This window comes from Ureibacillus acetophenoni (assembly GCF_900220965.1).
Taxonomy (GTDB): Bacteria; Bacillota; Bacilli; order Bacillales_A; family Planococcaceae; genus Ureibacillus; species Ureibacillus acetophenoni.
In genome coordinates, this window is the sequence record NZ_OBQC01000007.1 from 139,347 (window position 1) to 162,072 (window position 22,726).

The 22,726-nt window shown below is 35.7% G+C and carries 21 protein-coding genes, 1 other RNA gene and 1 riboswitch; of the genes, 17 read left to right on the forward strand and 5 right to left on the reverse strand.

Annotated elements, in window-relative coordinates; translation table 11 throughout:
* Window positions 1-85 precede the first annotated feature (85 nt).
* The 5 genes from dctP to CRO45_RS11210 all read left to right on the forward strand — a co-directional run bounded on the left by dctP (window position 86) and on the right by CRO45_RS11210 (window position 4,291).
* Window positions 86-1,117, forward strand: a complete 1,032-nt coding sequence (gene dctP / locus CRO45_RS11190; RefSeq protein WP_097149729.1) for a TRAP transporter substrate-binding protein DctP — start codon at window positions 86-88, stop codon at window positions 1,115-1,117.
* A gap of 37 nt (window positions 1,118-1,154) precedes the next feature.
* Window positions 1,155-1,664, forward strand: coding sequence for a TRAP transporter small permease (locus tag CRO45_RS11195; RefSeq protein ID WP_097149730.1), 510 nt, complete (start codon window positions 1,155-1,157; stop codon window positions 1,662-1,664).
* Complete coding sequence (locus CRO45_RS11200; RefSeq protein ID WP_097149731.1) at window positions 1,665-2,981, forward strand: TRAP transporter large permease; 1,317 nt, start codon at window positions 1,665-1,667, stop codon at window positions 2,979-2,981.
* Between the two features lie 70 nt (window positions 2,982-3,051).
* Complete coding sequence (locus CRO45_RS11205) at window positions 3,052-3,843, forward strand: cyclase family protein (RefSeq protein ID WP_097149732.1); 792 nt, start codon at window positions 3,052-3,054, stop codon at window positions 3,841-3,843.
* Window positions 3,844-3,886: 43 nt separating this feature from the next.
* The gene (locus CRO45_RS11210; RefSeq protein ID WP_097149733.1) at window positions 3,887-4,291 is read left to right on the forward strand and encodes a RidA family protein; all 405 of its coding nucleotides are present in this window, start codon (window positions 3,887-3,889) and stop codon (window positions 4,289-4,291) included.
* Window positions 4,292-5,508: 1,217 nt separating this feature from the next.
* Here the strand turns inward: CRO45_RS11210 and CRO45_RS11215 are convergent.
* The 3 genes from CRO45_RS11215 to CRO45_RS11225 all read right to left on the reverse strand — a co-directional run bounded on the left by CRO45_RS11215 (window position 5,509) and on the right by CRO45_RS11225 (window position 9,493).
* On the reverse strand, window positions 5,509-6,465 hold the full coding sequence (locus tag CRO45_RS11215) for a nuclease-related domain-containing protein (protein ID WP_097149734.1): 957 nt from the start codon (window positions 6,463-6,465) through the stop codon (window positions 5,509-5,511).
* A 114-nt stretch (window positions 6,466-6,579) separates the two neighbouring features.
* Window positions 6,580-7,581: a bile acid:sodium symporter family protein gene (locus tag CRO45_RS11220; RefSeq protein WP_097149735.1), complete on the reverse strand. Its 1,002-nt coding sequence runs from the start codon at window positions 7,579-7,581 to the stop codon at window positions 6,580-6,582.
* Window positions 7,582-7,837: 256 nt separating this feature from the next.
* Window positions 7,838-9,493: an alkaline phosphatase gene (locus CRO45_RS11225; RefSeq protein ID WP_097149736.1), complete on the reverse strand. Its 1,656-nt coding sequence runs from the start codon at window positions 9,491-9,493 to the stop codon at window positions 7,838-7,840.
* 424 nt (window positions 9,494-9,917) lie between these two features.
* Between CRO45_RS11225 and secG the strand changes: the two genes are divergently transcribed.
* The 10 genes from secG (at window position 9,918) to CRO45_RS11275 (ending at window position 18,666) form a co-directional block, all read left to right on the forward strand.
* Window positions 9,918-10,145, forward strand: a complete 228-nt coding sequence (gene secG, locus CRO45_RS11230; protein ID WP_097149737.1) for a preprotein translocase subunit SecG — start codon at window positions 9,918-9,920, stop codon at window positions 10,143-10,145.
* A 311-nt stretch (window positions 10,146-10,456) separates the two neighbouring features.
* Window positions 10,457-11,203: an alpha/beta hydrolase gene (locus CRO45_RS11235; RefSeq protein ID WP_097149738.1), complete on the forward strand. Its 747-nt coding sequence runs from the start codon at window positions 10,457-10,459 to the stop codon at window positions 11,201-11,203.
* A 62-nt stretch (window positions 11,204-11,265) separates the two neighbouring features.
* The gene (rnr, locus tag CRO45_RS11240; protein ID WP_097149739.1) at window positions 11,266-13,635 is read left to right on the forward strand and encodes a ribonuclease R; all 2,370 of its coding nucleotides are present in this window, start codon (window positions 11,266-11,268) and stop codon (window positions 13,633-13,635) included.
* A 505-nt stretch (window positions 13,636-14,140) separates the two neighbouring features.
* The gene (gene smpB, locus CRO45_RS11245; protein WP_097149740.1) at window positions 14,141-14,605 is read left to right on the forward strand and encodes an SsrA-binding protein SmpB; all 465 of its coding nucleotides are present in this window, start codon (window positions 14,141-14,143) and stop codon (window positions 14,603-14,605) included.
* A 371-nt stretch (window positions 14,606-14,976) separates the two neighbouring features.
* Window positions 14,977-15,332, forward strand: a transfer-messenger RNA (tmRNA) gene (ssrA, locus tag CRO45_RS11250).
* An 82-nt stretch (window positions 15,333-15,414) separates the two neighbouring features.
* Window positions 15,415-15,588, forward strand: coding sequence for a Zn-dependent hydrolase (locus tag CRO45_RS11255; RefSeq protein WP_097149741.1), 174 nt, complete (start codon window positions 15,415-15,417; stop codon window positions 15,586-15,588).
* On the forward strand, window positions 15,575-16,156 hold the full coding sequence (locus CRO45_RS11260) for a Fic/DOC family protein (protein WP_097149742.1): 582 nt from the start codon (window positions 15,575-15,577) through the stop codon (window positions 16,154-16,156). The genes CRO45_RS11255 and CRO45_RS11260 overlap by 14 nt, the downstream gene beginning before the upstream one ends.
* A gap of 201 nt (window positions 16,157-16,357) precedes the next feature.
* Window positions 16,358-16,909, forward strand: coding sequence for a sigma-70 family RNA polymerase sigma factor (locus tag CRO45_RS11265; RefSeq protein ID WP_170949475.1), 552 nt, complete (start codon window positions 16,358-16,360; stop codon window positions 16,907-16,909).
* Window positions 16,910-16,912: 3 nt separating this feature from the next.
* Window positions 16,913-17,335 carry a PadR family transcriptional regulator gene (locus CRO45_RS11270; RefSeq protein ID WP_097149743.1) on the forward strand — a complete coding sequence of 141 codons (423 nt, stop codon included), beginning with the start codon at window positions 16,913-16,915 and terminating at the stop codon, window positions 17,333-17,335.
* A complete protein-coding gene (locus tag CRO45_RS11275) occupies window positions 17,332-18,666 on the forward strand; it encodes an FtsW/RodA/SpoVE family cell cycle protein (RefSeq protein WP_097149744.1) in 1,335 nt (444 codons plus the stop codon). Before CRO45_RS11270 ends, CRO45_RS11275 begins: the two co-directional genes overlap by 4 nt.
* Before the next feature lie 154 nt (window positions 18,667-18,820).
* Here CRO45_RS11275 and CRO45_RS11280 read toward each other — a convergent pair whose 3' ends face one another.
* Both CRO45_RS11280 and CRO45_RS11285 read right to left on the reverse strand, forming a co-directional pair.
* Window positions 18,821-19,756, reverse strand: coding sequence for a polysaccharide deacetylase family protein (locus tag CRO45_RS11280; protein ID WP_170949476.1), 936 nt, complete (start codon window positions 19,754-19,756; stop codon window positions 18,821-18,823).
* Between the two features lie 257 nt (window positions 19,757-20,013).
* Window positions 20,014-20,748, reverse strand: a complete 735-nt coding sequence (locus tag CRO45_RS11285) for a hypothetical protein (RefSeq protein ID WP_097149746.1) — start codon at window positions 20,746-20,748, stop codon at window positions 20,014-20,016.
* 144 nt (window positions 20,749-20,892) lie between these two features.
* Between CRO45_RS11285 and CRO45_RS11290 the strand changes: the two genes are divergently transcribed.
* Together CRO45_RS11290 and CRO45_RS11300 are read left to right on the forward strand one after the other, a co-directional pair.
* Window positions 20,893-21,642, forward strand: a complete 750-nt coding sequence (locus CRO45_RS11290; protein WP_235864581.1) for an NUMOD4 domain-containing protein — start codon at window positions 20,893-20,895, stop codon at window positions 21,640-21,642.
* A 499-nt stretch (window positions 21,643-22,141) separates the two neighbouring features.
* Window positions 22,142-22,414: a hypothetical protein gene (locus CRO45_RS11300; RefSeq protein WP_097149747.1), complete on the forward strand. Its 273-nt coding sequence runs from the start codon at window positions 22,142-22,144 to the stop codon at window positions 22,412-22,414.
* Between the two features lie 125 nt (window positions 22,415-22,539).
* Window positions 22,540-22,624, forward strand: a riboswitch (cyclic di-GMP riboswitch).
* Window positions 22,625-22,726 lie beyond the last annotated feature (102 nt).

Below are 22,726 nucleotides of genomic sequence, written 5' to 3' on the forward strand. Positions count from 1 at the left end.
TCATGGTTAATATGCTAGTACGGCATTATGTCGTACTAGCTAATTTAGAATTATAAATAAATCTTAGTGAGGAGAATCAATATACTTGATAAATAAAACAAAATTCTATTTTCTTATGTCGTTATTTCTATTGTTGTTAGTTGCAGGCTGTGGTAGTAGTGGAGGTTCTTCAGCAGAAGGTAGTGCCTCTGGAAACGGCGGGGATAGTAATAATCCGATTAAATTAACAGTCGTTAGTTTCCTACCACATAATCATCAATTTACTAGAGATATAATCCCAATTTGGATTGAGAGAATTGAAGAAGGAACAGATGGAGCTGTAGACCTAGATTGGAATGCAGGACCAGAATCCATTCCGACAAACGAACAATTTGATGCAGTGAGAAATGGAATTGTTGATATTGGCTTTAATACTAGTTCGTTTTATGGTCATTTAATGCCTGAAACACTTTCACTTCATATGTCAACGGCCACGCCGTGGGAAGAGAGAGAAAACGGATACTTTGACTATTTAAGCGAACGATTTAAAGAGCAAAATCAAGTATATTTAGGTAGATGGTTAGGTCCAAATCCGTTTCTTTTCTGGACAAATGAAAAGGTAGAAACTTTAAGTGATTTTGAAGGGTTGAAGATGAGATCTAATCCTACATATCACAAGATCCTTGAAGCTTTAAAAGCAAGCCCTGTAGATGTGCTTCCTGGTGAAGTTTATACTTCATTAGAGCGAAATATGGTTGACGGGTTCGGATTCCCTTTACTAGGACCAGCTGAAGATGGATGGACGGAAGTTACAAAATATCTCATTGACGAACCGTTTTTAAACCAAAATGCAACAATAGTGATAAATCAAAAATCGTTTGAATCACTTCCTGTAGATATTCAAGAAAAGATGATTAGTATTACAGCAGAGTTCGAGAAGGAAATGTATGAACATTTTAATAAGGAAAATGAGAAGACGTTGAAAGTTCTTGAAGAACAAGGAATCGAAATTATTAAGTTACAAGAAGAGGATTCGAAAAAGTTTCAAGAATTGGTTTACGATGTCTACTGGAACATGTTAGAACAGGATAATCCAGATCAAATTGAAAAACTAAAATCATTGTTGCAAACTGAGTAGTCAGAATAAATCCTAATAGATAGAGGAGTTTACTACAATGACTAATTTGATGAATAAAACATTAGATACGGTGGAAAATGTTTTAGCAGCGGTTGCGGGAATTTTCATTTTATTATCCATGTTTACTATTGTTCTAGAAGTAATCGTACGTTCAACTATAGGTCATTCATTTGTTTGGGTACAAGAGTACAATGAATATCTATTACTCTATATTCCTTTTCTAGCTGGAGCATGGTTACTAAGAAATAATGATCATGTAGTCATTAATTTAATTGATAACATTTTAGGAAAAAGTTCAACAGTATTAAATGTAATTGTTGCGGTATTAGGTTTTATCGCCATGGCAGTACTGTTTTACTATAGCACCATAGTGACGATCGATATTTTCGAAAGAGGTGTAAAAAGTACAACAGTATTGAGGACTCCCCAAGTTTATATTTATATCGTAATCCCGATTGGTTCCTTATTAATGGCATTAGAATTTTTAAGAACCTTCTTCAAAGCAATTTATTTGAAGAAAAATCATGAGGGTAAAGGGGAGTTGTAAATGGAATGGTGGCTCATATTACTATTTATTTTAATTAGTTTATTTGCGTTAATGTTTATGAAAGTGCCAGTAGCATTTGCCTTCATTTTAGTGAATATGGTTACGGCCTTCATATTTTGGAATGGAGAAGAAGGTTTAAAGCTATTAGTTACTAGTATAGAAAATTCATTAACTACTTTTACTCTTGTTCCAATCGCGTTATTTATATTGATGGGTGAAATTATGTTTCATTCAGGTGTTGCACCGAGAATGTTAAACGCTTTAGATAAGTGGTTAGGTAATATTCCGGGAAGGCTAAGTATTCTATCCGTTTTTGGTGGAACTATGTTATCTACTTTAACTGCATCTTCTATGGCTTCAACAGCGATGCTTGGTTCAACGTTACTTCCAGAAATGGAAAAGCAAAATTATGATCGAAAAATGGCAATGGGTCCTATACTTGCAAGTGGTGGTTTAGCTGTAATGATTCCGCCAAGTGCACTAGGAGTTTTGCTAGCTTCGTTAGGTAAAATATCTGTCGGAGATTTTCTAATTGCAATTATCTTACCAGGTATTTTAATGGCACTATTATTTCTCATTTATGTATTTATCAGAGTGAAAATACATCCTGCACTTGCCCCAAAATATACAGTATCTACTATACCTATATCTACAAAAATAAAAGAAACAGTAATTTATATCCTTCCATTAGGCAGCATTATATTTTTAGTCATTGGTTCAATTTTTCTAGGTTTAGCTTCTCCTACTGAAGCAGCAGCAATGGGAGCAATTGGGAGTTTTATTCTCGCCTTTGCTTACAAACAAATGAATATGGAAGTACTTGTTAAAGCAGTATCAGGTACATTGAAGCTAACTGGAATGATCTTAATGATCGTTGCTGCGTCTGTTGCATTTAGTCAAATTCTAGCATTTACAAATATTGCAAGAAGCTTAGTGAATCTTGTTAGTAATTTAGAAATTGCGCCTACCATAATTTTAATTCTCATGTTATTGATTGTTTTATTCTTAGGTATGTTTATGGAATCTTTATCCATCATGATGGTGACTGTTCCAATATACATCCCTCTTGCAGAAGTATTAGATTTTAATCTATTGTGGTTTGCTGTATTGCTTTTAATAGCGATTGAAATCGGACAAATTACACCGCCATTTGGCCTTGGTTTATTCGTCATGCAAGGTGTAGCACCAAAAGGAACAACCATGTTAGATATTTATAAGTCTGCTACTCCTTATATATTTTTAATTTTAATAACTCTAGTAATTGTAATCGCCTTTCCATCAGTTGCAACCTGGCTACCTGACATAATGGAACGATAGCTTAACAGGGTACTAGACAGTTACAACTGATTATTTTTTGGGAAATAAAAAAGATAAGGGGAGAAAGAGAATGGATACTGTAAAATCTAAAACATTAGTAAATTTAATGGAGAAACTACTGGATCAATCTATCGAGGTAGTTGATTTGACGCAAGTACTTAATGAGGATACTCCGGTCATTTCTTTACCAGATCCTTTTGTGGATACAAAGGGGTTCTCGATCGAACAAATCTCTAAATATGATGAGAATGGCCCATTCTTCTATTGGAACAATTTTACGATGGGCGAGCATTGCGGTACACACTTTGATGCACCTGTTCATTGGATTTCAGGCAAAGACCATCAATCAGTTGACGAAATTCCAGTGAAAAAACTGATCGGTGAAGCGATTGTTATAGATATTAAGGATAAGTGCGATAAAGATCCTGATTATTGCCTTACTATTGAAGATATTAAAGAATTTGAAGCGGAGCATGGAGAAATCCCGCCTCATTCTTGGGTACTGATCTATACTGGCTGGGCGCAATACAGTAATGATCATGAGAAGTTTTTCAATGTTGGCGAAGACGGACAGCCACATACACCAGGTACAAGCGTGGAAGCATCTAAGTTCTTAGCAAATGAACGCGATATTTTAGGGGTTGGAGTAGAAACAGTAGGTACCGATGCAGGCCTTGCTGGAGGATTTGAAACACCATTCCCTAACCATTATTTCATGCATGAAGCTAATCGATATGGCCTTGCGTCATTAACAAATTTAGACAAACTTCCGGCTAGAGGTTCGATTTTAATTGCAAGCCCATTAAAAATCGAAAATGGTAGTGGAAGTCCAGCGAGAGTTATTGCGCTAGTAGAAAAATAATGTGTACGGTTTACGTGAAAATTAAAATAAAGGTGGGGTAGAAATGGTAAGTAAAAATAGGGAGATTATCAACCCAAGTACGATCCACGCTCCAATTGGCTATACACATATGACCATTCCTAAAGGGAAGAAAATTGTATTTCTATCTGGTCAAGTAGCTTGGGACAAAAACTTCAACGTCGTTGAAAAAGATGATTTAGCTAGTCAAACGAATAAAGTCTATGAAAATATTGAACATGCGTTGAATGAAATTGGAGCGACTTGGGATCATATTGTAAAAACTACTGTTTACACTACGATGCCTAATGAGTACGAAATTATCGGCAATACAACGGCAAAGTTTTTCGGAGACACTCCACCACCTGCTCAAACAATTGTTGGAGTAACGGGACTTGCATTGCCTGAATTTTTAATAGAAATTGAGGCAACAGTTGTGATGGATGAGTAAAGGATGAATACAAGAACAGTTAATGACTTTGAGTTATTAACTGTTCTTTTTATATTTGTATGAGTGCGAAAAACCTCTTTCCTTGTAAAGGAAGGAGGTTTTTACTTCAAAACAATAGAGTTATTCGTCAAAGTCAGGTGAATATTCGCCAGGAAGTCGGAAATGAGTTGCTGCGGCCGAGGTAATCGCCAAACCTAATGAAATATTCGTCAAAACAATAGAGTTATTCGCCAAAGTCAGGTGAATATTCGCCAGGAAGTCGGAAACAAGTTGCTGCGGCCGAGGAAATCGCCAAAACTAATAAAGTATTCGTCAAAACAATAGAGTTATTCGCCAAAGTCAGGTGAATATTCGCCAGGAAGTCGGAAACGAGTTGCTGCGGCCGAGGAAATCGCCAAACCTAATGAAGTATTCGCCAAAACAATAAAGTTATTCGCCAAAGTCAGGTGAATATTCGCCAGGAAGTCGGAAACGAGTTGCTGCGGCCGAGGAAATCGCCAAACCTAATGAAATATTCGCCAAAACAATAAAGTTATTCGCCAAAGTCAGGTGAATATTCGCCAGGAAGTCGGAAACGAGTTGCTGCGGCCGAGGAAATCGCCAAACCTAATGAAGTATTCGTCAAAACAATAGAGTTATTCGCCAAAGTCAGGTGAATATTCGCCAGGAAGTCGGAAACGAGTTGCTGCAGCCGAGATAATCGCCAAAACTAATAAAGTATTCGTCAAAACAATAGAGTTATTCGCCAAAGTCAGGTGAATATTCGCCAGGAAGTCGGAAACGCGTTGCTGCGGCCGAGGTAATCGCCAAACCTAATGAAATATTCGCCAAAACAATAAAGTTATTCGCCAAAGTCAGGTGAATATTCGCCAGGAAGTCGGAAACGAGTTGCTGCGGCCGAGATAATCGCCAAACCTAATGAAGTATTCGCCAAAACAATAGAGTTATTCTCCAAAGTCAGGTGAATATTCGCCAGGAAGTCGGAAACGAGTTGCTGCGGCCGAGATAATCGCCAAACCTAATGAAGTATTCGTCAAAACAATAGAGTTATTCGCCAAAGTCAGGTGAATATTCGCCAGGAAGTCGGAAACGAGTTGCTGCGGCCCAGATAATCGCCCAAACACTAGAGTTAAACGTCAAATTAGAAGAAATATTAATCAAGCAGCGGAACACAAAAAAAGAGAATCGTTTTCCAGAATTGATTCTCTAAAAATCTTTTACTTTGTAAAAATATCAGGAGGTATTAAATAATGTCGCCCTCGTTTTTCACCAACAGTTTCTATGCCCAATCTAATTAAAATTTTAGAAGCTGCATCTATAGACTCAATACCAAAAAACTCCCGAAACTCACTATTCGTAATCTTATTACTAACGAGCACTCTATAATCGTGAAAAGCCTGAAGAATTGATTTTTTATTCCGACAACCGCATTCTGCACAATGCCATAATCCCCCTTGATACTTCATCTCAATTTGAAAATGACAATTTTCACAAAGTACGCCTTTCTTAATACGAGATAGATTGATGGTTGGTTTTACTTCTTGTCGTTTTAGTTTGGACAATAAATCACCTGATAATTTTTCCAGTCTTTTTTCCTGAAGTATTTCCGGATAATTCTTAAGCAACTTTTGGACAAAAAAACGTAACCCGCTTGAATGGAAGATAGGAAAATTCTTGGGGACATTACCGATGATAGTAGCGGGATTTGAAAAAACAAGTGCCCCCACAATGGGAAGGGAAACATTCAATTGAGTTAGCAATATAAGATGCTGGGAGTGTCGTCTAATCTGGTCAAGGGGATTTCGATAACTTTTTAAAGTGCCATCCGGTCTTGTGATGATCATCTGATGTTTATCCTCATCGATATCAACTTGTCCAGAAATATTTTTAATTTCTAAAATTAGTAGAAACTTAGTAGTCAGTAAGAGGGTATCAATTTGGTGGGGAAATCCAAATTTGTTTTCAAATTCGTAGTTAAAAAATAAATAATGACTTCCAAGGTTTGGCATGTCAAACCATTCGCGGTCGACAAACTTTTCACCTTCGAACCCAGCGACTTGACGCTGATAACTTTCCTTAAAGTAAGAATAGTCACTGTCGGCAGGAGCTAACCGACGCATTAAAGACTCTAACATGATTAACTTGCTAGACTTTGTTCTTTCCAATAATAACAACTTCTCACCTCCTCAACTTCAATTTTAAATCCACTCCAAAGAGAATAAAACCACAAAATAAAAACCGCCCCAAACTTATCATTTGGGGCGGCATTTGCCGAGTAAATTTAAATTTTAAACTCCAACTGTTACTTTCTCTTCATTATTCTTTGGAGTTCCATCACCATTGTCATCTTTTTGCTCCATACGGCTTGCTTTTGCAGACCAGTAAGTTGCTAAGATTGGACCTGAGATGTTGTGCCAGAAGCTGAAGATCGCACTTGGTACAGCTGTAATAGGGTCAGGGAAATGAGCTGTAGCTAATGAAGCCCCTAAACCTGAGTTTTGCATACCAACCTCGATGGAAACAGCTTTTTTATCCTCATATTTTAAGTTAAATAGTTTACCAACTGTATATCCAACTAAATAACCAAGACCATTATGAAGAATAACAATAGCTAAGATGAATAAACCAGATTCGATAATACGATCACGACTTCCACTTACTACAGCCGCTACGATTAAAACAATCGCGATAACTGATACTACTGGAAGAACATCAACTGCTTTTGAAACGATTGGTTTAAAGAAGAATTGAGCAATTGCTCCAAGAATAATAGGTAGTAATACTACTTGTACTACTGACATAAACATTGCCATGAAATCAACTGGTAACCATGCACTTGCAAGGAAGTAGATTAATGCTGGTGTCATGATTGGTGCTAATAAAGTAGTTACTGAAGTAATTGTTACAGATAATGCAGTATTACCTTTTGCTAATAATGTCATAACGTTCGATGAAGTACCACCAGGACAACAACCAACTAAAATTACACCGACAGCTAATTCAGGTGGAAGTTGGAATAACTTCGCTAATCCAAATGCAAGTAATGGCATTACAACGAATTGAGCGATTACACCGATAAATACGCCCTTTGGATAACGTACTACTAGTTTAAAGTCACTTAATTTTAACGTCATCCCCATACCGAACATAACGATACCTAATAATGGAGTGATGTACTGTGCAAGCCACTTAAAGTTTTCTGGTGTCCACATTGCAAGGCCGGCTGCAACTAGAACCCAGATCGCAAACGTGTCGCCTGCAAATTTCCCGATTTTTTGTAATGGATTCATAATTATGTACCTACCTTTATATTTTATGATTGGGATTTATTATAGTAATGTATTATTTAAATAGCAATATTATTCTGAAAAATAAGAAAACAATACTATAATTAAGAATAATAGTATCATATTGTAAAAAAAAATAAACATTAATAATATGTAAATAGTGTAAATTAATACAATTGCAATATTGTAATCTAGAAAACTTCTATTCGGAATAAAAAAATGCCGAGACAATTCAATTGTCTCAGCATGTTGTCATTAATTATTTTGCACGTTTAAACATTTCTTCTGATATAAAGAATTGCTTGTCGTTAAATACTGTAACTGTCTTAAATTCATGTGTCTCAACTTTATTGTTGTTCTTGTTTTCTACTATGACAATATTCTTATTTTCTGGGATCGTCACAATTTTATTTTTATTCTCAGCAATAAATACTGGGTTCGCAGCATCCGTTGTATCGATTTTAGTTGTGTAGCCTGCTTCTTTAAATGATTGCTCTGCATTCACAAAAATTTCATTAGATAATTTATCTAAATCAAAGCCCATCGCTTTTGCCATTGTATGTGCGATATCCGTGTTATCCACTAGTCCAGTTGGTTTTGATGGACCATAAGAATATAAGAATACATCTTCTCCTGTATGACCACCTGTTGTAAATCCAATATTCGCACGTTCAGCTAACAGTTGAACCATTGTCGCACTTAATTTTTCACTAGATTCTAATGCAGCTTTTTCTTTGTCAGTTAAATTAGTTAATCCGTAAAGACCAGCAACTTCAACTAAGTTAGATTGATCTTCTTTTAATAAACTTAATGCACCTTCTAATGTCATCGTTGCTTCTTTTAATGGATCAATATAAGCAAAGACTGGTGTTGTATCATAGTTTGAATTTGTATTGTGGTTACCGATTGTAATACCGCTATTTCCATGGTCAGTAAGTGCAATCACTAATGTATTTTTATCTTTTTCCGCAAATTCTAATGCCTTACTAACAGCATCATCAAATGCTAAAAAGTCAGAAATCATTCCAATTGGATCGTTTGCATGAGCAGCCCAGTCGATTTTACTTCCTTCAACCATTAAGAAGAAGCCGTCCTTATCTTGGCTTAATGTATTAATAGCTTTTTCTGTCATTTCAGCAAGTGTTGGTTCTTCTGGTTTTGTCGTTTGGCGATCAACATCATAAGCTAAAGCGCTTGGTGCAAAACTTCCCCAAATTTTCTCCGAGTCCGTCGATAAAAGTTCGTTACGATTTGTTACATAGTCATATCCTTTGTTATCTATTACTTCTAATAGATTTTCACCATCTTTACGTTTTTCATTAAGAGAATTGTAGCCTCCACCAAGAACAACATCCATATTTTGATATACTTGTTGTTCTGCAATGTCATCGTAGTTTGAACGTTTGACGACGTGAGCAGAAAATCCAGCAGGAGTCGCATGTTGTATTTCTGATGATGAAACAATCCCCGTAGCTTTACCATCTAATTTGGCACCTTCTAAAACGTTTGCCACTGGTTTATGAATATCTTCATTTGCTACCTGTTCCACACCAGGTGTTGTTACTAAAGAAGGTAATACTCCAACATTTCCAGTGTTTGCTTTATTACCGGTTGCTAATGCTGTTGCAGCTGGAGCGGAATCGGTAATAGCTGATTCTGCTGAGTATGTTTTAACACCACCCGTTAAGATGCTATCTAATGCTAAATCTTCGCCTTTATACCAACGAGCAAGTGTACTAAGATCATCACTGCTTCCATCCATTACGAGCATAATAACGTTTTTTACTTTTCCATTATTATTTGCAGATTGATTTGGTTTTTTAGCTTGTGCATCTCCAACAACCAATCCTAATGATGAAACTGCTAAAGCACCAACTAATGCAAATGACATCCACTTTTTACGCATATTTTCCATACCTCCAATGTTTTAACTACATTGGTAGATTAACAATCTAATATAAAGAGAAAATTAATAGAAAGCTAAATAATAGTAAAGGATATTACAATTGTAAATTAGTGGTAAAAACGGATTAGTATAAGATGGAAAAAGTGTGATAAAACGATTATTCGTTATATACTTTTCGGTTAAGAAGTAGTGTATTGATGATAGGAAAATATGCATAATTATGGTTAATTAGTTAATAATAATAAAATGAAATCAAATTAAGAACTTAATAAATTTGTAGAAGATATAAAATAGGCCTTTATAAATATGTTGTAAACATTGAAGTGGAATGTTAATATATTTTTATCTTTATTTTTGTGTTTATTGTATAGTCAGACTATTTTTGGTATACTTTATGTTGTTGTAAAGTTTCAATTTCAGGAGGTGGAGTTTTATGCATACGTTACTTTTAACTTTACTGATTATCGTAAGCTTAGCATTAATTGTTGTTGTATTATTACAATCTAGTAAAAGCTCAGGATTATCAGGGGCCATCTCAGGTGGAGCTGAGCAACTATTCGGTAAACAAAAAGCAAGAGGTATCGATTTAATTTTACATAGATTAACAATTGTTCTTGCAGTTTTATTCTTAATTTTAGCTCTTTTAGTGGTTAAATTCTAACTTCATTCTGTTGTCCTATTTTATAAGTAGTAACATAATAATGATGAGTTATTCCATTCAATATGAGTTCAAACTTGAGATGAATGAAGTTTGCCTCCGGCGGATGCCACAGATTTTTAAAGGTAACTATCGAGCAAGCTCGATAAAATCTGGGCGCAAATACGCCAAGGCGCATTTGATTGAATGAAAACATTATAATTTGAAAATAATGAAAGCCTAACCGAGCATGGTTAGGCTTTTTAATATATAATGAAACTTATGCAATGTTTGGAAAAAATGTATATACGAGTTGATTTTGGAGGATTATAGATTTGCGAAAAATCGAAATTAAACCCTTTTTCTATAAAGCTGGCCCACGTGCTGTTCTTTTACTACATGGTTTTACTGGAAGTTCATCAGACGTAAGGATGCTAGGTCGTTTCCTAGAAAAAAACGGATATACAGTCCATGCTCCCCATTATAAGGGACATGGTGTTCCACCGGAGCAATTAATCGAGACATCACCAGCTGATTGGTGGAAAGATGTTATAGCTGGATATGAACTGCTGAAAACTGAAGGATACGAAGAAATCGCAGTTGCTGGACTTTCATTAGGCGGAGTATTTTCATTGAAACTTGCGATGAATGTTCCTTTAAAAGGGGTCATCACAATGTGTGCACCGATGTCGATGAGAACAACCGACAAAATGTTTGATGGTGTTTTGAAATATGCGAAAGACTATAAGCGTTTTGAAGGAATCGACGAATCCGTTATTGAAAAAGAAGTCGAAGAAATTCGCCAAAAAGGAATGCCGTCACTCCCTGAGCTGCAGCAACTAATCTCAGACGTAAGAAGTGAATTAGACCTTATTTATGCACCGGTATTCGTTGTTCAATCGAGAAATGATGAAGTAATAGACCCACAGTCTGCTCATACTATATACGAAGATGTGGAATCCTTAAAGAAGGATATTGTTTGGTTTGAGCATTCAGGTCACGTCATTACGCTTGATAAAGAAAAAGAACAATTACACGAAAAAGTGCTAGAATTTTTAAATTCGCTCGATTGGAATGAATAGTTCGTTCCAGCAAACAATAAGAAAATATAAGTCATATTAGTATAACTAAAGGAGGGAAACCTATGACTCAAAACAATGAACTACAGCAACGTCTACTCGATCTGATGAAAGACGATGAATATAAACCGCTAAAAGTCGATGAACTCGAGGAGCTTCTACAACTAGAAGACGCAGATGAATTTAAAGATCTAATAAAAACATTAGTTCGAATGGAAGATCAAGGTTACATTGTCCGTTCTCGCTCAAACCGCTATGGTTTACCTGAACGAATGAATTTAATGCGCGGGAAATTTATTGGCCACGCGAAAGGGTTTGGATTTGTTACACCCGAAGAAGAAGGAATGGATGATATCTTTATCCCACCTCATGAAATCAATGGGGCTATCAATGGGGACACTGTATTAATCCGCGTATTAAAAGAATCATCTGGGGACCGTAGAGAAGGTACGATCACAAAAGTTATTGAACGTGGACAAACAACCTTTGTTGGAACATACCAAGCAAATCGTGGTTTCGGATTTGTCGTACCAGATGATAAAAAATTAAATATGGACATCTTTGTCACAAAAGAGGATTCCCTTGGTGCAGTGGATGGCCATAAAGTAGTTGTTGAAATTACAAACTGGCCAAGTGAAATTAAATCGGCAACAGGAATTATTACAAAAATTCTAGGTCATAAAAATGACCCTGGTGTGGATATTCTTTCTATTATATATAAACACGGGATTCCACCAGAATTCCCACAAGAAGTGGTGGATGCAGCGGGTCAAGTGCCTGATTCAATCTCTGAAGATGATTTAGTAGGTCGCCGTGATTTACGTAACGAAACGATCGTAACAATTGACGGTGCCGATGCAAAAGACCTTGATGATGCCGTTACTGTAACAAAATTAGAAGATGGCAACTTTAAACTAGGTGTTCACATTGCGGATGTTAGCTATTACGTAACAGAAGGCTCTTTACTGGATAGGGAAGCTTACGATCGTGCAACGAGTGTTTACTTAACAGACCGTGTAATTCCGATGATTCCACATCGTTTATCTAACGGAATTTGTTCACTTAACCCACAGGTGGATCGTTTAACGTTATCGTGTGAAATGACGATTGACCGAAATGGCCAAGTGGTTGAACATGAAATTTTCCAAAGTGTTATTAAAACGACGGAACGTATGACGTATCATGATGTGAATAGAATCTTAGTAGACGAAGACAAAGAAGTAATGAAACGTTATGAAAGTCTTGTTCCGATGTTTAAGAATATGGAGGAATTAGCCCAAATCCTAAGAAATAAACGTTTTGAACGTGGTGCGATTGACTTTGACTTTAAAGAGTCAAAAGTGTTGGTGGATGAAGATGGTTGGCCACAAGATATCGTATTACGTGAACGTGGGACAGCTGAACGCCTCATTGAAGAGTTCATGTTAGCAGCGAACGAAACAGTAGCGGAACATTTCCACTGGATGGATGTGCCGTTTATTTACCGTATTCACGAAGATCCAAAACCAGAAAAATTAAATCGTTTCTTTGAATTTGTAACGAACTTTGGATTAGTTGTTAAAGGGACAGGAAATTCAGTTCATCCAAAAGCTTTACAAGAAATTATTAAAGCAATTGAAGGATTACCAGAAGAGCCTGTTATTTCAACGATGTTACTTCGTTCATTGCAACAAGCGAAATATTATCCAGAATCTATTGGACACTTTGGATTATCAACGGAATATTATACGCATTTCACATCGCCAATCAGACGATATCCGGACTTAATCGTACATCGTTTAATTCGTACGTACTTAATCAATGGAGATGTTTCGAAAGAGACGAGATTTAAATGGGCTGAGGCAATGGATGAAATTGCAGATCATACATCCGATCGTGAACGCCGTGCTGTAGATGCAGAACGTGATACAGATGCACTGAAAAAAGCACAGTACATGTCCGGTAAAATTGGTGAAGAGTTTGAAGGTATGGTTTCTTCCATTACAAACTTTGGTATGTTTGTGGAATTACCGAACACGGTGGAAGGACTTGTCCACATTAGTAATATGACGGATGATTACTACCATTTCGATGATCGACAAATGATCATGGTTGGTGAACATACTGGTCGCCAATTCCGTATTGGGGATGAAGTTCAAGTTCGCGTAACGAATGTAATCATTGAAGAATCTTCTATCGACTTTGAAGTTGTTGGTATGTTGAAATCCCATGCGGGTAGAACGAGAAAAGCTGCACCGAAAGTGATTCACGCAGGTCGTCGTGGTGATGGCGGTGGCCGTGGCAAGAAGGAAGAAGAACGCGGTGGTGGTCGCGGCGACGGACGTCGAAGAAGAACTGACGATAAGAAGTCAGGTGGCGGCGGTAAAGTAAAACAAAAGCAAAGATTTTACGAAGGCGTTGCGAAAAAGAACAAAAAGAAAAAGAAGAAAAGATAACTCGTAGTTTTTAGAGAGTTATTGTATAGTAAAAGAAATAAGCTGTGTTCTATTTAATGTTGATTTTCGCGTAGGTTGGAGAGCAAATAAGCGGAGAATTTTCCGTTATTGTATAGAGTAGTGGCTTAAAGAGCTGATATAAGCGGAGAAATTCCGCTTATCAGTCTAAAATAAGCTAAAATACAAGGATTTTAATCAGTTAAGCGGAAATACTCCTCTTATTTTGAATAAATTCTAAGTATTTTCTAAAATAAGCGGAATTTTTCCGTGTATTTTTAGTGAAATCAACTTTACGATAGAACAGAGTCAAAGAATAAAATGAAATCGGATAGGCTGTTGAAAAAATTGCTTTCTAAAGGCAAATGCAGTAAAGCAGTTTTTACACAGCCTTTCTCGCGCTCTCGGATTGGAAAGTTGAGGTGCTTTTGGAAAATTGCATCTCGACCGCAAACCGCAAAGAATTTGTTCGGCCCAAAGTGGTCGAATGTGTTGTGAGGTGTTTTAAATGGCAAAAGGTCAAGGGAAAGTATTAGCCCAAAACAAAAAAGCGAGCCATGACTATTTTATAGAAGAAACCTATGAAGCTGGGATGGTTCTTCAAGGAACAGAAATCAAATCGATCCGTGCAGGCAAAGTGCAATTAAAAGATTCCTTCATTCGTATAAGAAATAATGAAGCATGGGTAAGTAACATGCACATCAGTCCGTACGATCAAGGAAATCGTTTTAACCACGATCCATTGCGTGTACGTAAACTGTTACTTCACAAAAAGCAGATTAATGAATTAATCGGAGCCGTGAAGCGTGATGGATATACAATTGTTCCATTGAAAATGTATATTAAAGATGGCTACGCAAAGCTTTTAATCGGTCTTGGTAAAGGGAAGAAAGATTACGACAAGCGCGCGGACATGCGTAAGAAAGATGCTAAGCGTGAGGTTGAGCGAGCGCTTAAGGAGAGAAATCGATAAAATCGCTATTGATTTTATTTCGAAGGAAAATTTGAATGAAATTTGCTGACAGGCGGATTTAAGATACGACTTATCTGAAATTAAGTGCAAGTTGCACATAACTTTGATTATGTCGTATGTCAATTTCGTCAGTGAGAGAAATGTGAGTTTTTATTTGCAGGATTGAAATTGATCAAGCAAAAAGTTGGGCGACGATTTTTGGGATTGATAATTTTCCAAGGCAAGATTATGCAAAGTCTCCAACAGATACATGGGGATGATGTCTTGAAATCTAGTGTTTCGCGATGTATAATGTTCATACAGCCAGTAAGTTCGATGCTTAAATGCATCACTGCCGTACATGGCAATAAGCCATGACCCTTTTATAATAAGGGGACGTTACGGATTCGACAGGGATGGTTCAAGCTTGAGCTGCGCGTCGGAGGTCTCGGCTCCGTCATCAACGGAAGTTATATAATAACTGGCAAACAACAAAATTTAGCTTTCGCAGCGTAAGCTCGTAAGCGCTCTGCCTCTCTATCGCCCATGTAGAGAACGTGGGGCTTAAACTTAGTGGGATACGGTCGGTGGTGCCGCTTGAGTCACCGGCAAGAGATTTCCAAGCTAGTGCACAGGACGCCTGTTTGTCGGCATAATGTTGCACGAATTGCAAATAGGCAAACTACACGCGTAGACGTTTGAGTATTGGAGTTTCTGGACGCGGGTTCGACTCCCGCCGTCTCCATATGTGAGTGACAACAGCTTAGTTTATTTAATATACTAAGCTGTTTTTGTTTATTATCGAATTTCCTAAGTGAGGGGTAATAAAATTGAAAAAAATCACTAAAAATTCTATTGAATATAAACGAGTTGAAAAAAATTTAACTTTAGAGAATTTCAGTATAGATCCTATTATTGCTAATAAGGCTATTGAAGTGGTTAATTCTGGCCAACCGATTACGCCAAAATTAATTAGAGATGTGTTGAATAATGGGAAAATATAATTTTGATGATAAAGATGAATTCTTATTGTCTCAATGTGTTCAAAAGGTCGAAAATCTAGATGAACTTGCAAAAATTGAGCAGTATGCCTTTTTCATTCGTTCATTTCAATTGGAGCAAGGACTATATAAAGTGCAGGGGTTCACTTTTAATGATCTGATTAAACTACACCATCACTTATTTCAAGATGTATATCAATTTGCAGGCAAAATACGAAATGTCCAATTAACAAAAGGTGATACAAGATTCTGTCAGTTCCAATTCATAGAATCAATGGCTAATGAAATTTTCCATCAGATAGAAAATGAATCGGATTGGATGACAACTCAAGTAGCAGCAAAACAATTAGCGTATTACAAAGCGGAATTAAACATGCTTCATCCATTTCGAGAGGGAAATGGTCGTACCATTCGGATATTCATACAAAACTGGGCTCAAACAAAAGGATACAATTGGCATTACAACGAGCTACAAAAAGAAGAATATTTACAAGCAATGATTGAATCAAAATATAATACTTCAAATCTTGAAGAAGTTATCTACAATACACTAGAAAAATTGAATGAGTAACAGAGGATATTGTACTGTTGAATGTGCAATATCCTTTTTTGATTTCGATTTAATGATATAACCTACCTACAACATTTGGAACAATCTGATAAGAGGTTGTTCCTTTTTCCACTTATACTCTAGAATACAGACGGTCATAAAAAAATTTCAAACCGAATGAAGGGTAGCTTCGTCTAAGATATATGAGGGGGTGACAACTAGATGAATGAACTAAACCAATTGGCGGTTACAGATGAAATGATGCTGGATGAGCGTGAGCAGATCATTGATCAATTAATGCGTGAATACAGCGATGATATCCTGCATCTTGTATATACATATGTAAAAAACCGAACCATAGCAGAAGATTTAACTCAAGAGATATTTATAAAGTGTTATGAAAAATTAAATCAATTTAATCAGCAGTCAACAATAAAAACTTGGGCTTATCGCATTGCGAGTAATCATTGCAAAGACTATTTAAGAAGCTGGCATTATCGCAAAATAACGCTTAGCAATAAAGTATTTGACCATCTCCCTTCTAAGTCAAAACAGGTGGAAGAAGAGGTTATCAAGCATAGTGAAGAAAATAGCTTAACGAATGCCGTTATGAATTTACCTCTAAAGTACAGAGAAGTCGTATTTCTACATTATTATGAAGAACTGTCTTTAAAAGAGATAAGCAAGATTACTTCAGTCAATATAAATACATTAAAAACGAGATTAAAGCGTGCGAAGGAATTAATAAAAGACAAGATGATAGAGGAGGTTTAGGAGATGAATGATCCATTTAAGAACCTGAAGAGTTCGATGGAAAAATCAATATTTAAGGATTTTTCTTTTTCTAATGAAAGAAAAAATGCCGTGCGTGAAGCCATTCGTACGAATCAGCAATCACAATTTCATACAGAAACTATTATAGCTATATTAGAATCTGTTCAGCATGAATCAAGGGATGGCTACAATATTTCCATCCAACTTTTTCAAAAAAATGAACGTACTTTCCAAAAAAATGAAGGGCAGCTTTATACACTGCTACATCTATTAGAAAATAAAGAAATGCTTACTTCAAATTGGATAAATAACAAGAAATATTATTCTTTAAACTCAAAAGGTAAAAGATACTTAGCTACTTATAAACAAGATATTACTAAACAAGGATTATCCCTTAATCCCTTCATAACGGAGGCATCTTTATGAGTTCTCCAAAATTTGAGGAATTTTTAAGTAAAGTCACTTCCAAAGTCAAATCTACGGAGGCCCACAACAAGATAAAAAAAGAGCTTACTTATCATCTGCAAAGTTTAAGTCAATCTTACAAGAAAAGAGGATTTTCTGAAGAAGATTCAGATGAAAAGGCCATTCAAGAAATGGGAAATCCATTTATTATTGGAGAGAAATTAAATCACCTTCATAAGCCAAAAATGGATTGGATTCTAATTGTTATATTTGTGATTTTTGCTAGTATCAGTTTTCTCCCGTTAGTTGGTGGAATTCCTGAGATTTCATCGTCAATCACCACTATTATGGGGAGACAAGCTATCTGGTACATCTTAGCTGCTCTTGTGATGATTGGTTTTCTTTTCTTTAATTATCAAAAATCAAAGAATTGGTGGATGCACTTTTATGCGATCGGCTTGTTCATTCACTTATATCTCTATTTATTTGGATTAACGATCAACGGAGCAAAAAGATGGATTTCACTTCCAGGGCTAACGGTCGATGGCACTATATTGAGTTTATTTTTCTTTTTCCTGGCCTGGGCCGGTATTTTTAACATAATAAATGAGTTTCGCAGTTGGAAAAAACAAGGATTTCTTCTTGTTATGTTTTGGATTCCCATCTTCCTCTACTTGATAGTGCCAAACTTTATGGTTGGGGTCATTTACTTTTTCTGTTTACTAGGAATGTTTACATTTGCACGTGTTCATAAGAAATTAGCTATCAACCTAGTCGTATCAAATCTAGTGGCTGGTATCATCTTCATCATTATGATTATTACTACGACCTCACATCAAAGTTATTTTCTTACTAGATTATCTACTTTTATAAACCCAAATGCCGATCCAAATGGAGCCGGATATATGTATATGGTCGTTAGGAATGTCCTTGCAGAAGCTGGATGGTTCGGTAACGGACTTAATAATGATGTGAAACTTCAATTGTTGCCAGAATCACATACAGATTTTGCTTTCCCCTTCCTCGTCTATTCACTTGGCTGGACATTCGGAATCGGTCTTTGTTTGGTTCTGCTGATTTTTATATTAAGAATCTCAAAAAATGCATTTAAAACAAAAGATCTTTATGGGAGATTAATCGTAATCGGTGGTGCTGTATTATTTGCCGTACCTACTACTTGGAATATATTGATGGCCTTTGGAATCGTGCCCATCATGGAAGTTTCCCTGCCGTTTATTAGTTATGGAGGAAGTGCAATCCTCTTTTACGCTGCTGTTTTAGGGTTCATTTTAAATGTTTATCGAAGAAAGGATATTGTAGAACCCACGATAGCAGATGATATAAACATTTAAAGTCAAAAATCTGAATGATGATAAAAAGGGCGACAGCTAAATAATAGTTGTCGCCATTTTCATAATCTCGAAGTACCGGTAATTTGATGAAATAGTTGGTTTTAACAATGAGTCTATTTACTATTCTATTAGGCGTGGCAGTTACAACCTCGCCTTAATTAATGCGCTTTTCACTCATAAGTTCACTAACGGTGCCAAGTTTAAGACCTTTGTCTTGAATACCCATTATCATGGTCTCTATCCCTTCAGCAGTAGGCTTCGTAGGATGCATAAGAACCATTGAGCCATTTTCTACCTCCGATACAACCCTTCTAACCATTCCCGATGTTTCAGGCTTTCTCCAATCGACCGTATCGACTGTCCATAGAATGGTTTTCATATCAAGTCGGGCAGCGACCTGAATCGTTACCTTATTAAAACTTCCACTTGGTGGGGCAAACCACCTTGGCTTTATACCAAGGGTTTCATAAATGATATCATTCGTTTTTTGCAACTCTTCCAACGTTTCGGCCTCGGAGCGCTGTTGCAGATCGGGGTGGCTATAAGCATGGTTGCCAATTTCATGTTCCGCGTCCTTAATTGTCTTGGCTAGATCAGGGTTCTTTTTAACCCAACTTCCATCAAAGAAAAATGTCGCCTTGATTTGATGATCATTTAAGACTTTGAGGATTTCTGGGATATATTCATTTCCCCAGGCAACATTGATTAAAAAAGCCACCATTGGTTTCTGCGGATTCCCCCTATAAATCGGTTCGGGAGCTAAATCTTCCAAATGGACATTTGGCGGGATTTCCTTATAGACAACCTTGCTTTTATCAAATTTACCGCTTTTCTTCATATTTTTATAACTAGCTTTGATATCTACACCTAACCCGTTGTACCCAGGCATTGCCTTCCATACTCTATCGACTTTTGCATCAATCGGGTCAATTTTAAATTGTTCATGGTAGGCTTCAATTTTTTTGTAAAGTTCATCTTTATTAACCTCCGAGGAAGTTGTGGTGATATCTCTAACATTAGACTCCGTAGATATAGCTTTATGCGGGGGTATAGAGAACCCAAACGTCAATACTAATATAAGTGAAAGCAATGAAAGACGCCCTAGATATTGTCTAATTTGAAATCCCTCATTTTATGTTTGATGATTGTAGGGTTCCCTTTGGCCCGTGAGACTATGCTACATTACTAAAGGATAAATTGTTCAAAGTATTATCCATTTAGTTGTAAATTAAAAAGACCCACCTACGTCCGCATTTAAAGAGACGTGGTGAGTTTTTTTAGAGTTATTATATCAATATGGAATAGAGCGTTAGACGTTTCTCGAGATAATGTTTTATTTTTTACTTATTATAGTTTGAGTTGCAACTCAGGCAATCTTCCACGACTGAACTCTTTTACTAGGCCAACAACAAATAATTGCTGTATAAAATTCAGTAGTTCCTCATCACTACTTTTCTTTATCTCAACTTCGGGTAAAATGATAAAATCCCCAGATACTTTTAGTCCAAATGTGTCTTCTAGTAAATCCAGAATTCTCGGCTTTAATTCTTTTTTGACTCCGAGTAGTTTGTATTCTGGTAATAGCTTTGCATACTTTGCATTCAAGAATTTATGAAAACCATATTGAGTTAGCATTTCATAATTTTTAGCTGATCTTTGTTTTTTCAGTTCAAAGATTAGGAATCGGGAAAATGCATCTTCATAAACAGAAGCAGGTTCACCACGGTTTCCCCAATTGGTTAGTAGCAATCTACCTTCACGTAATAAATTTCCATTTTGCAATAATTTATATGGCAAGCCGCTCCCGACAATTAAACTGTCATTATTATTAAGTTCCAACCAGTTCTCATCAAAATAGATTTCGATAGACAGAGGAAGAGTCATAGATTGTGATGGCAATAAGGACATAATCTTATAAAAATAGGTGTCAACTAATGTTTGATTGATTAATAAATCATTAGATAAGACTTTACTATGGTCTGAATGCTTATTTGTCCCATGTTTAACGACAAATGTATTTGGGTTCTTTTCCCTAAAATTCATATGATCAGCATATCCAGCACGTTCTTGAAACCAACTCATGGAAACACTCCTTTCAAACCAATTACCGAGAACCAAATTATTCATTATTTATTAACTTAATTCTATAACAATTGTAGAGCTGAGTAAATATTTGGTAATATAATAGATAAAACGTGAGCATTGAAAGGATAATGGGAGTGATACATGATGGAAATTGCTAAAACTCATCTTATTCAAATTGATTGGGATGGACCTTATAAATTAAGTGAATTACATACTTTAGAGAACGAAGAAATAGATTATGGAATTTATCAAATTTATGGAAAACACCAGATCTATGGAAGTGATGTACTTTTATACATTGGAAAAGCTGATCAGCAAACTGTAGGTAGAAGAATATCACAAGAGGGATGGGAGTATGTAAATGACACTAATAATATAAAAGTGTATATTGGAAGATTACATGGCCCACAAACACCAACTAATGATGAATGGTCTAGAGAAATCAATTTGGCTGAAAGTCTATTAATTTATGTACATAAACCAGCTTATAATGCGAAAAGCATTGCATCAGTTCCTGATTTTGAGCTTCAAAACATACATATTCTGAATTGGGGCAATTATCGAGATATTTTACCAGAAGTTTCAGGGTTAAGATGGACTAGTAAGTTAGAAGATTTAGATTACGAAGTATACAAATTCAATGGGTATGAGGAAATGAGAAAGCCGGTTAAAGGATATGAAGGGTACTATGAAATATCAGAATCAGGTAGGATTTTCTCGGTGAAAAGTCAACGATTCATGGCAAGATGTGGCGATGAATATGGATTCCATATTGTGAAATTAACTAAAAATGGAGTTTCAAAGAATTATAATGTATATGAATTATGGAAAAGGGAATTTCCTAATTTATCAGAATCAATATTTAAGGGAGCAAAGGAACGGATATATTAATTGAACAGATTTATAGTGTTTTTTCATTCTACTTAGGGTATTTGACAATTGATCCTGTAATTTATATGGTATTTGCAATTATTACAAGTGTTTTAACTTTTGTTATTTCACAGTTAGTTAAGGTAAATTTATTTTAACCTTTAAGAGTGTAATAAACTGATGAAAAATTAATAGAGATATAAACATTAAATTTTCTATTCCACATGCGGGTGTATTTCAATTTTTAGGAATACATCTGTTTTTATTTAAGGTTCATTACTTGTACTATCGAAGTTAGTGAAAAGAATGTTTTAATATAGAGGAATAGGCTTTAAGGGGCGTTGTCCAAGATTTCGCACCATAATATAGTCAAAATTCCGCAAAAACGACTTTATATTAGTATTAAAAACAATATTAAATAAATCCCTAGAACTAATAAATATTTGACCGAAGTGAGTTTTGTTTATTTAGAAGGATAAAGGTTTTAATTAAAGAATAAGAATATTGGGAGGTGTGAATTGTGTATAAAAAAGGATGGGTTTTTTTAGGCATTGCTGGTTTCCTTGCTTTATGGTCTATTCTTCTTTTTGGAGAAGGATACGGATACTATAATTCAATATTGAATGACTTTCTATACGTTAGTTTTTTTGGTGAGATTGTAAAAGTAACAACAGTAGATGAGTTGAATACCTATGCCTATTTATATATGGCATTAAGCCTTATTCCTGCAATTCTTGCTGTTTACCTTTATCGAAAGTTTTTGAAAATTGTACCAGCGAGAGAATTTAATTAACGGATGCTTTTACTGATAAGTCAAAGGTTAACGAAACTTTTTAATATAGTTATATTGACCTAATATTATGTTAACTTTATAATAATGTTGAAAGAATTTATATAAAACTCCAAAAATTAACACTATAAAGAATAAGGCAAATTCATCGAAAGGTGAAGACGCAAAGCTATAGGGACTAAAGTTGTATGACTATGTAAGCCAGTTACCGATGTATGTTTAATAAAAGTAGACTAATTGGTATTCCATTAGTCTACTATTTTTATTTTTATAATAGAATTGTCCGAAAAAGAACGTAATTTATAAATAACGCGG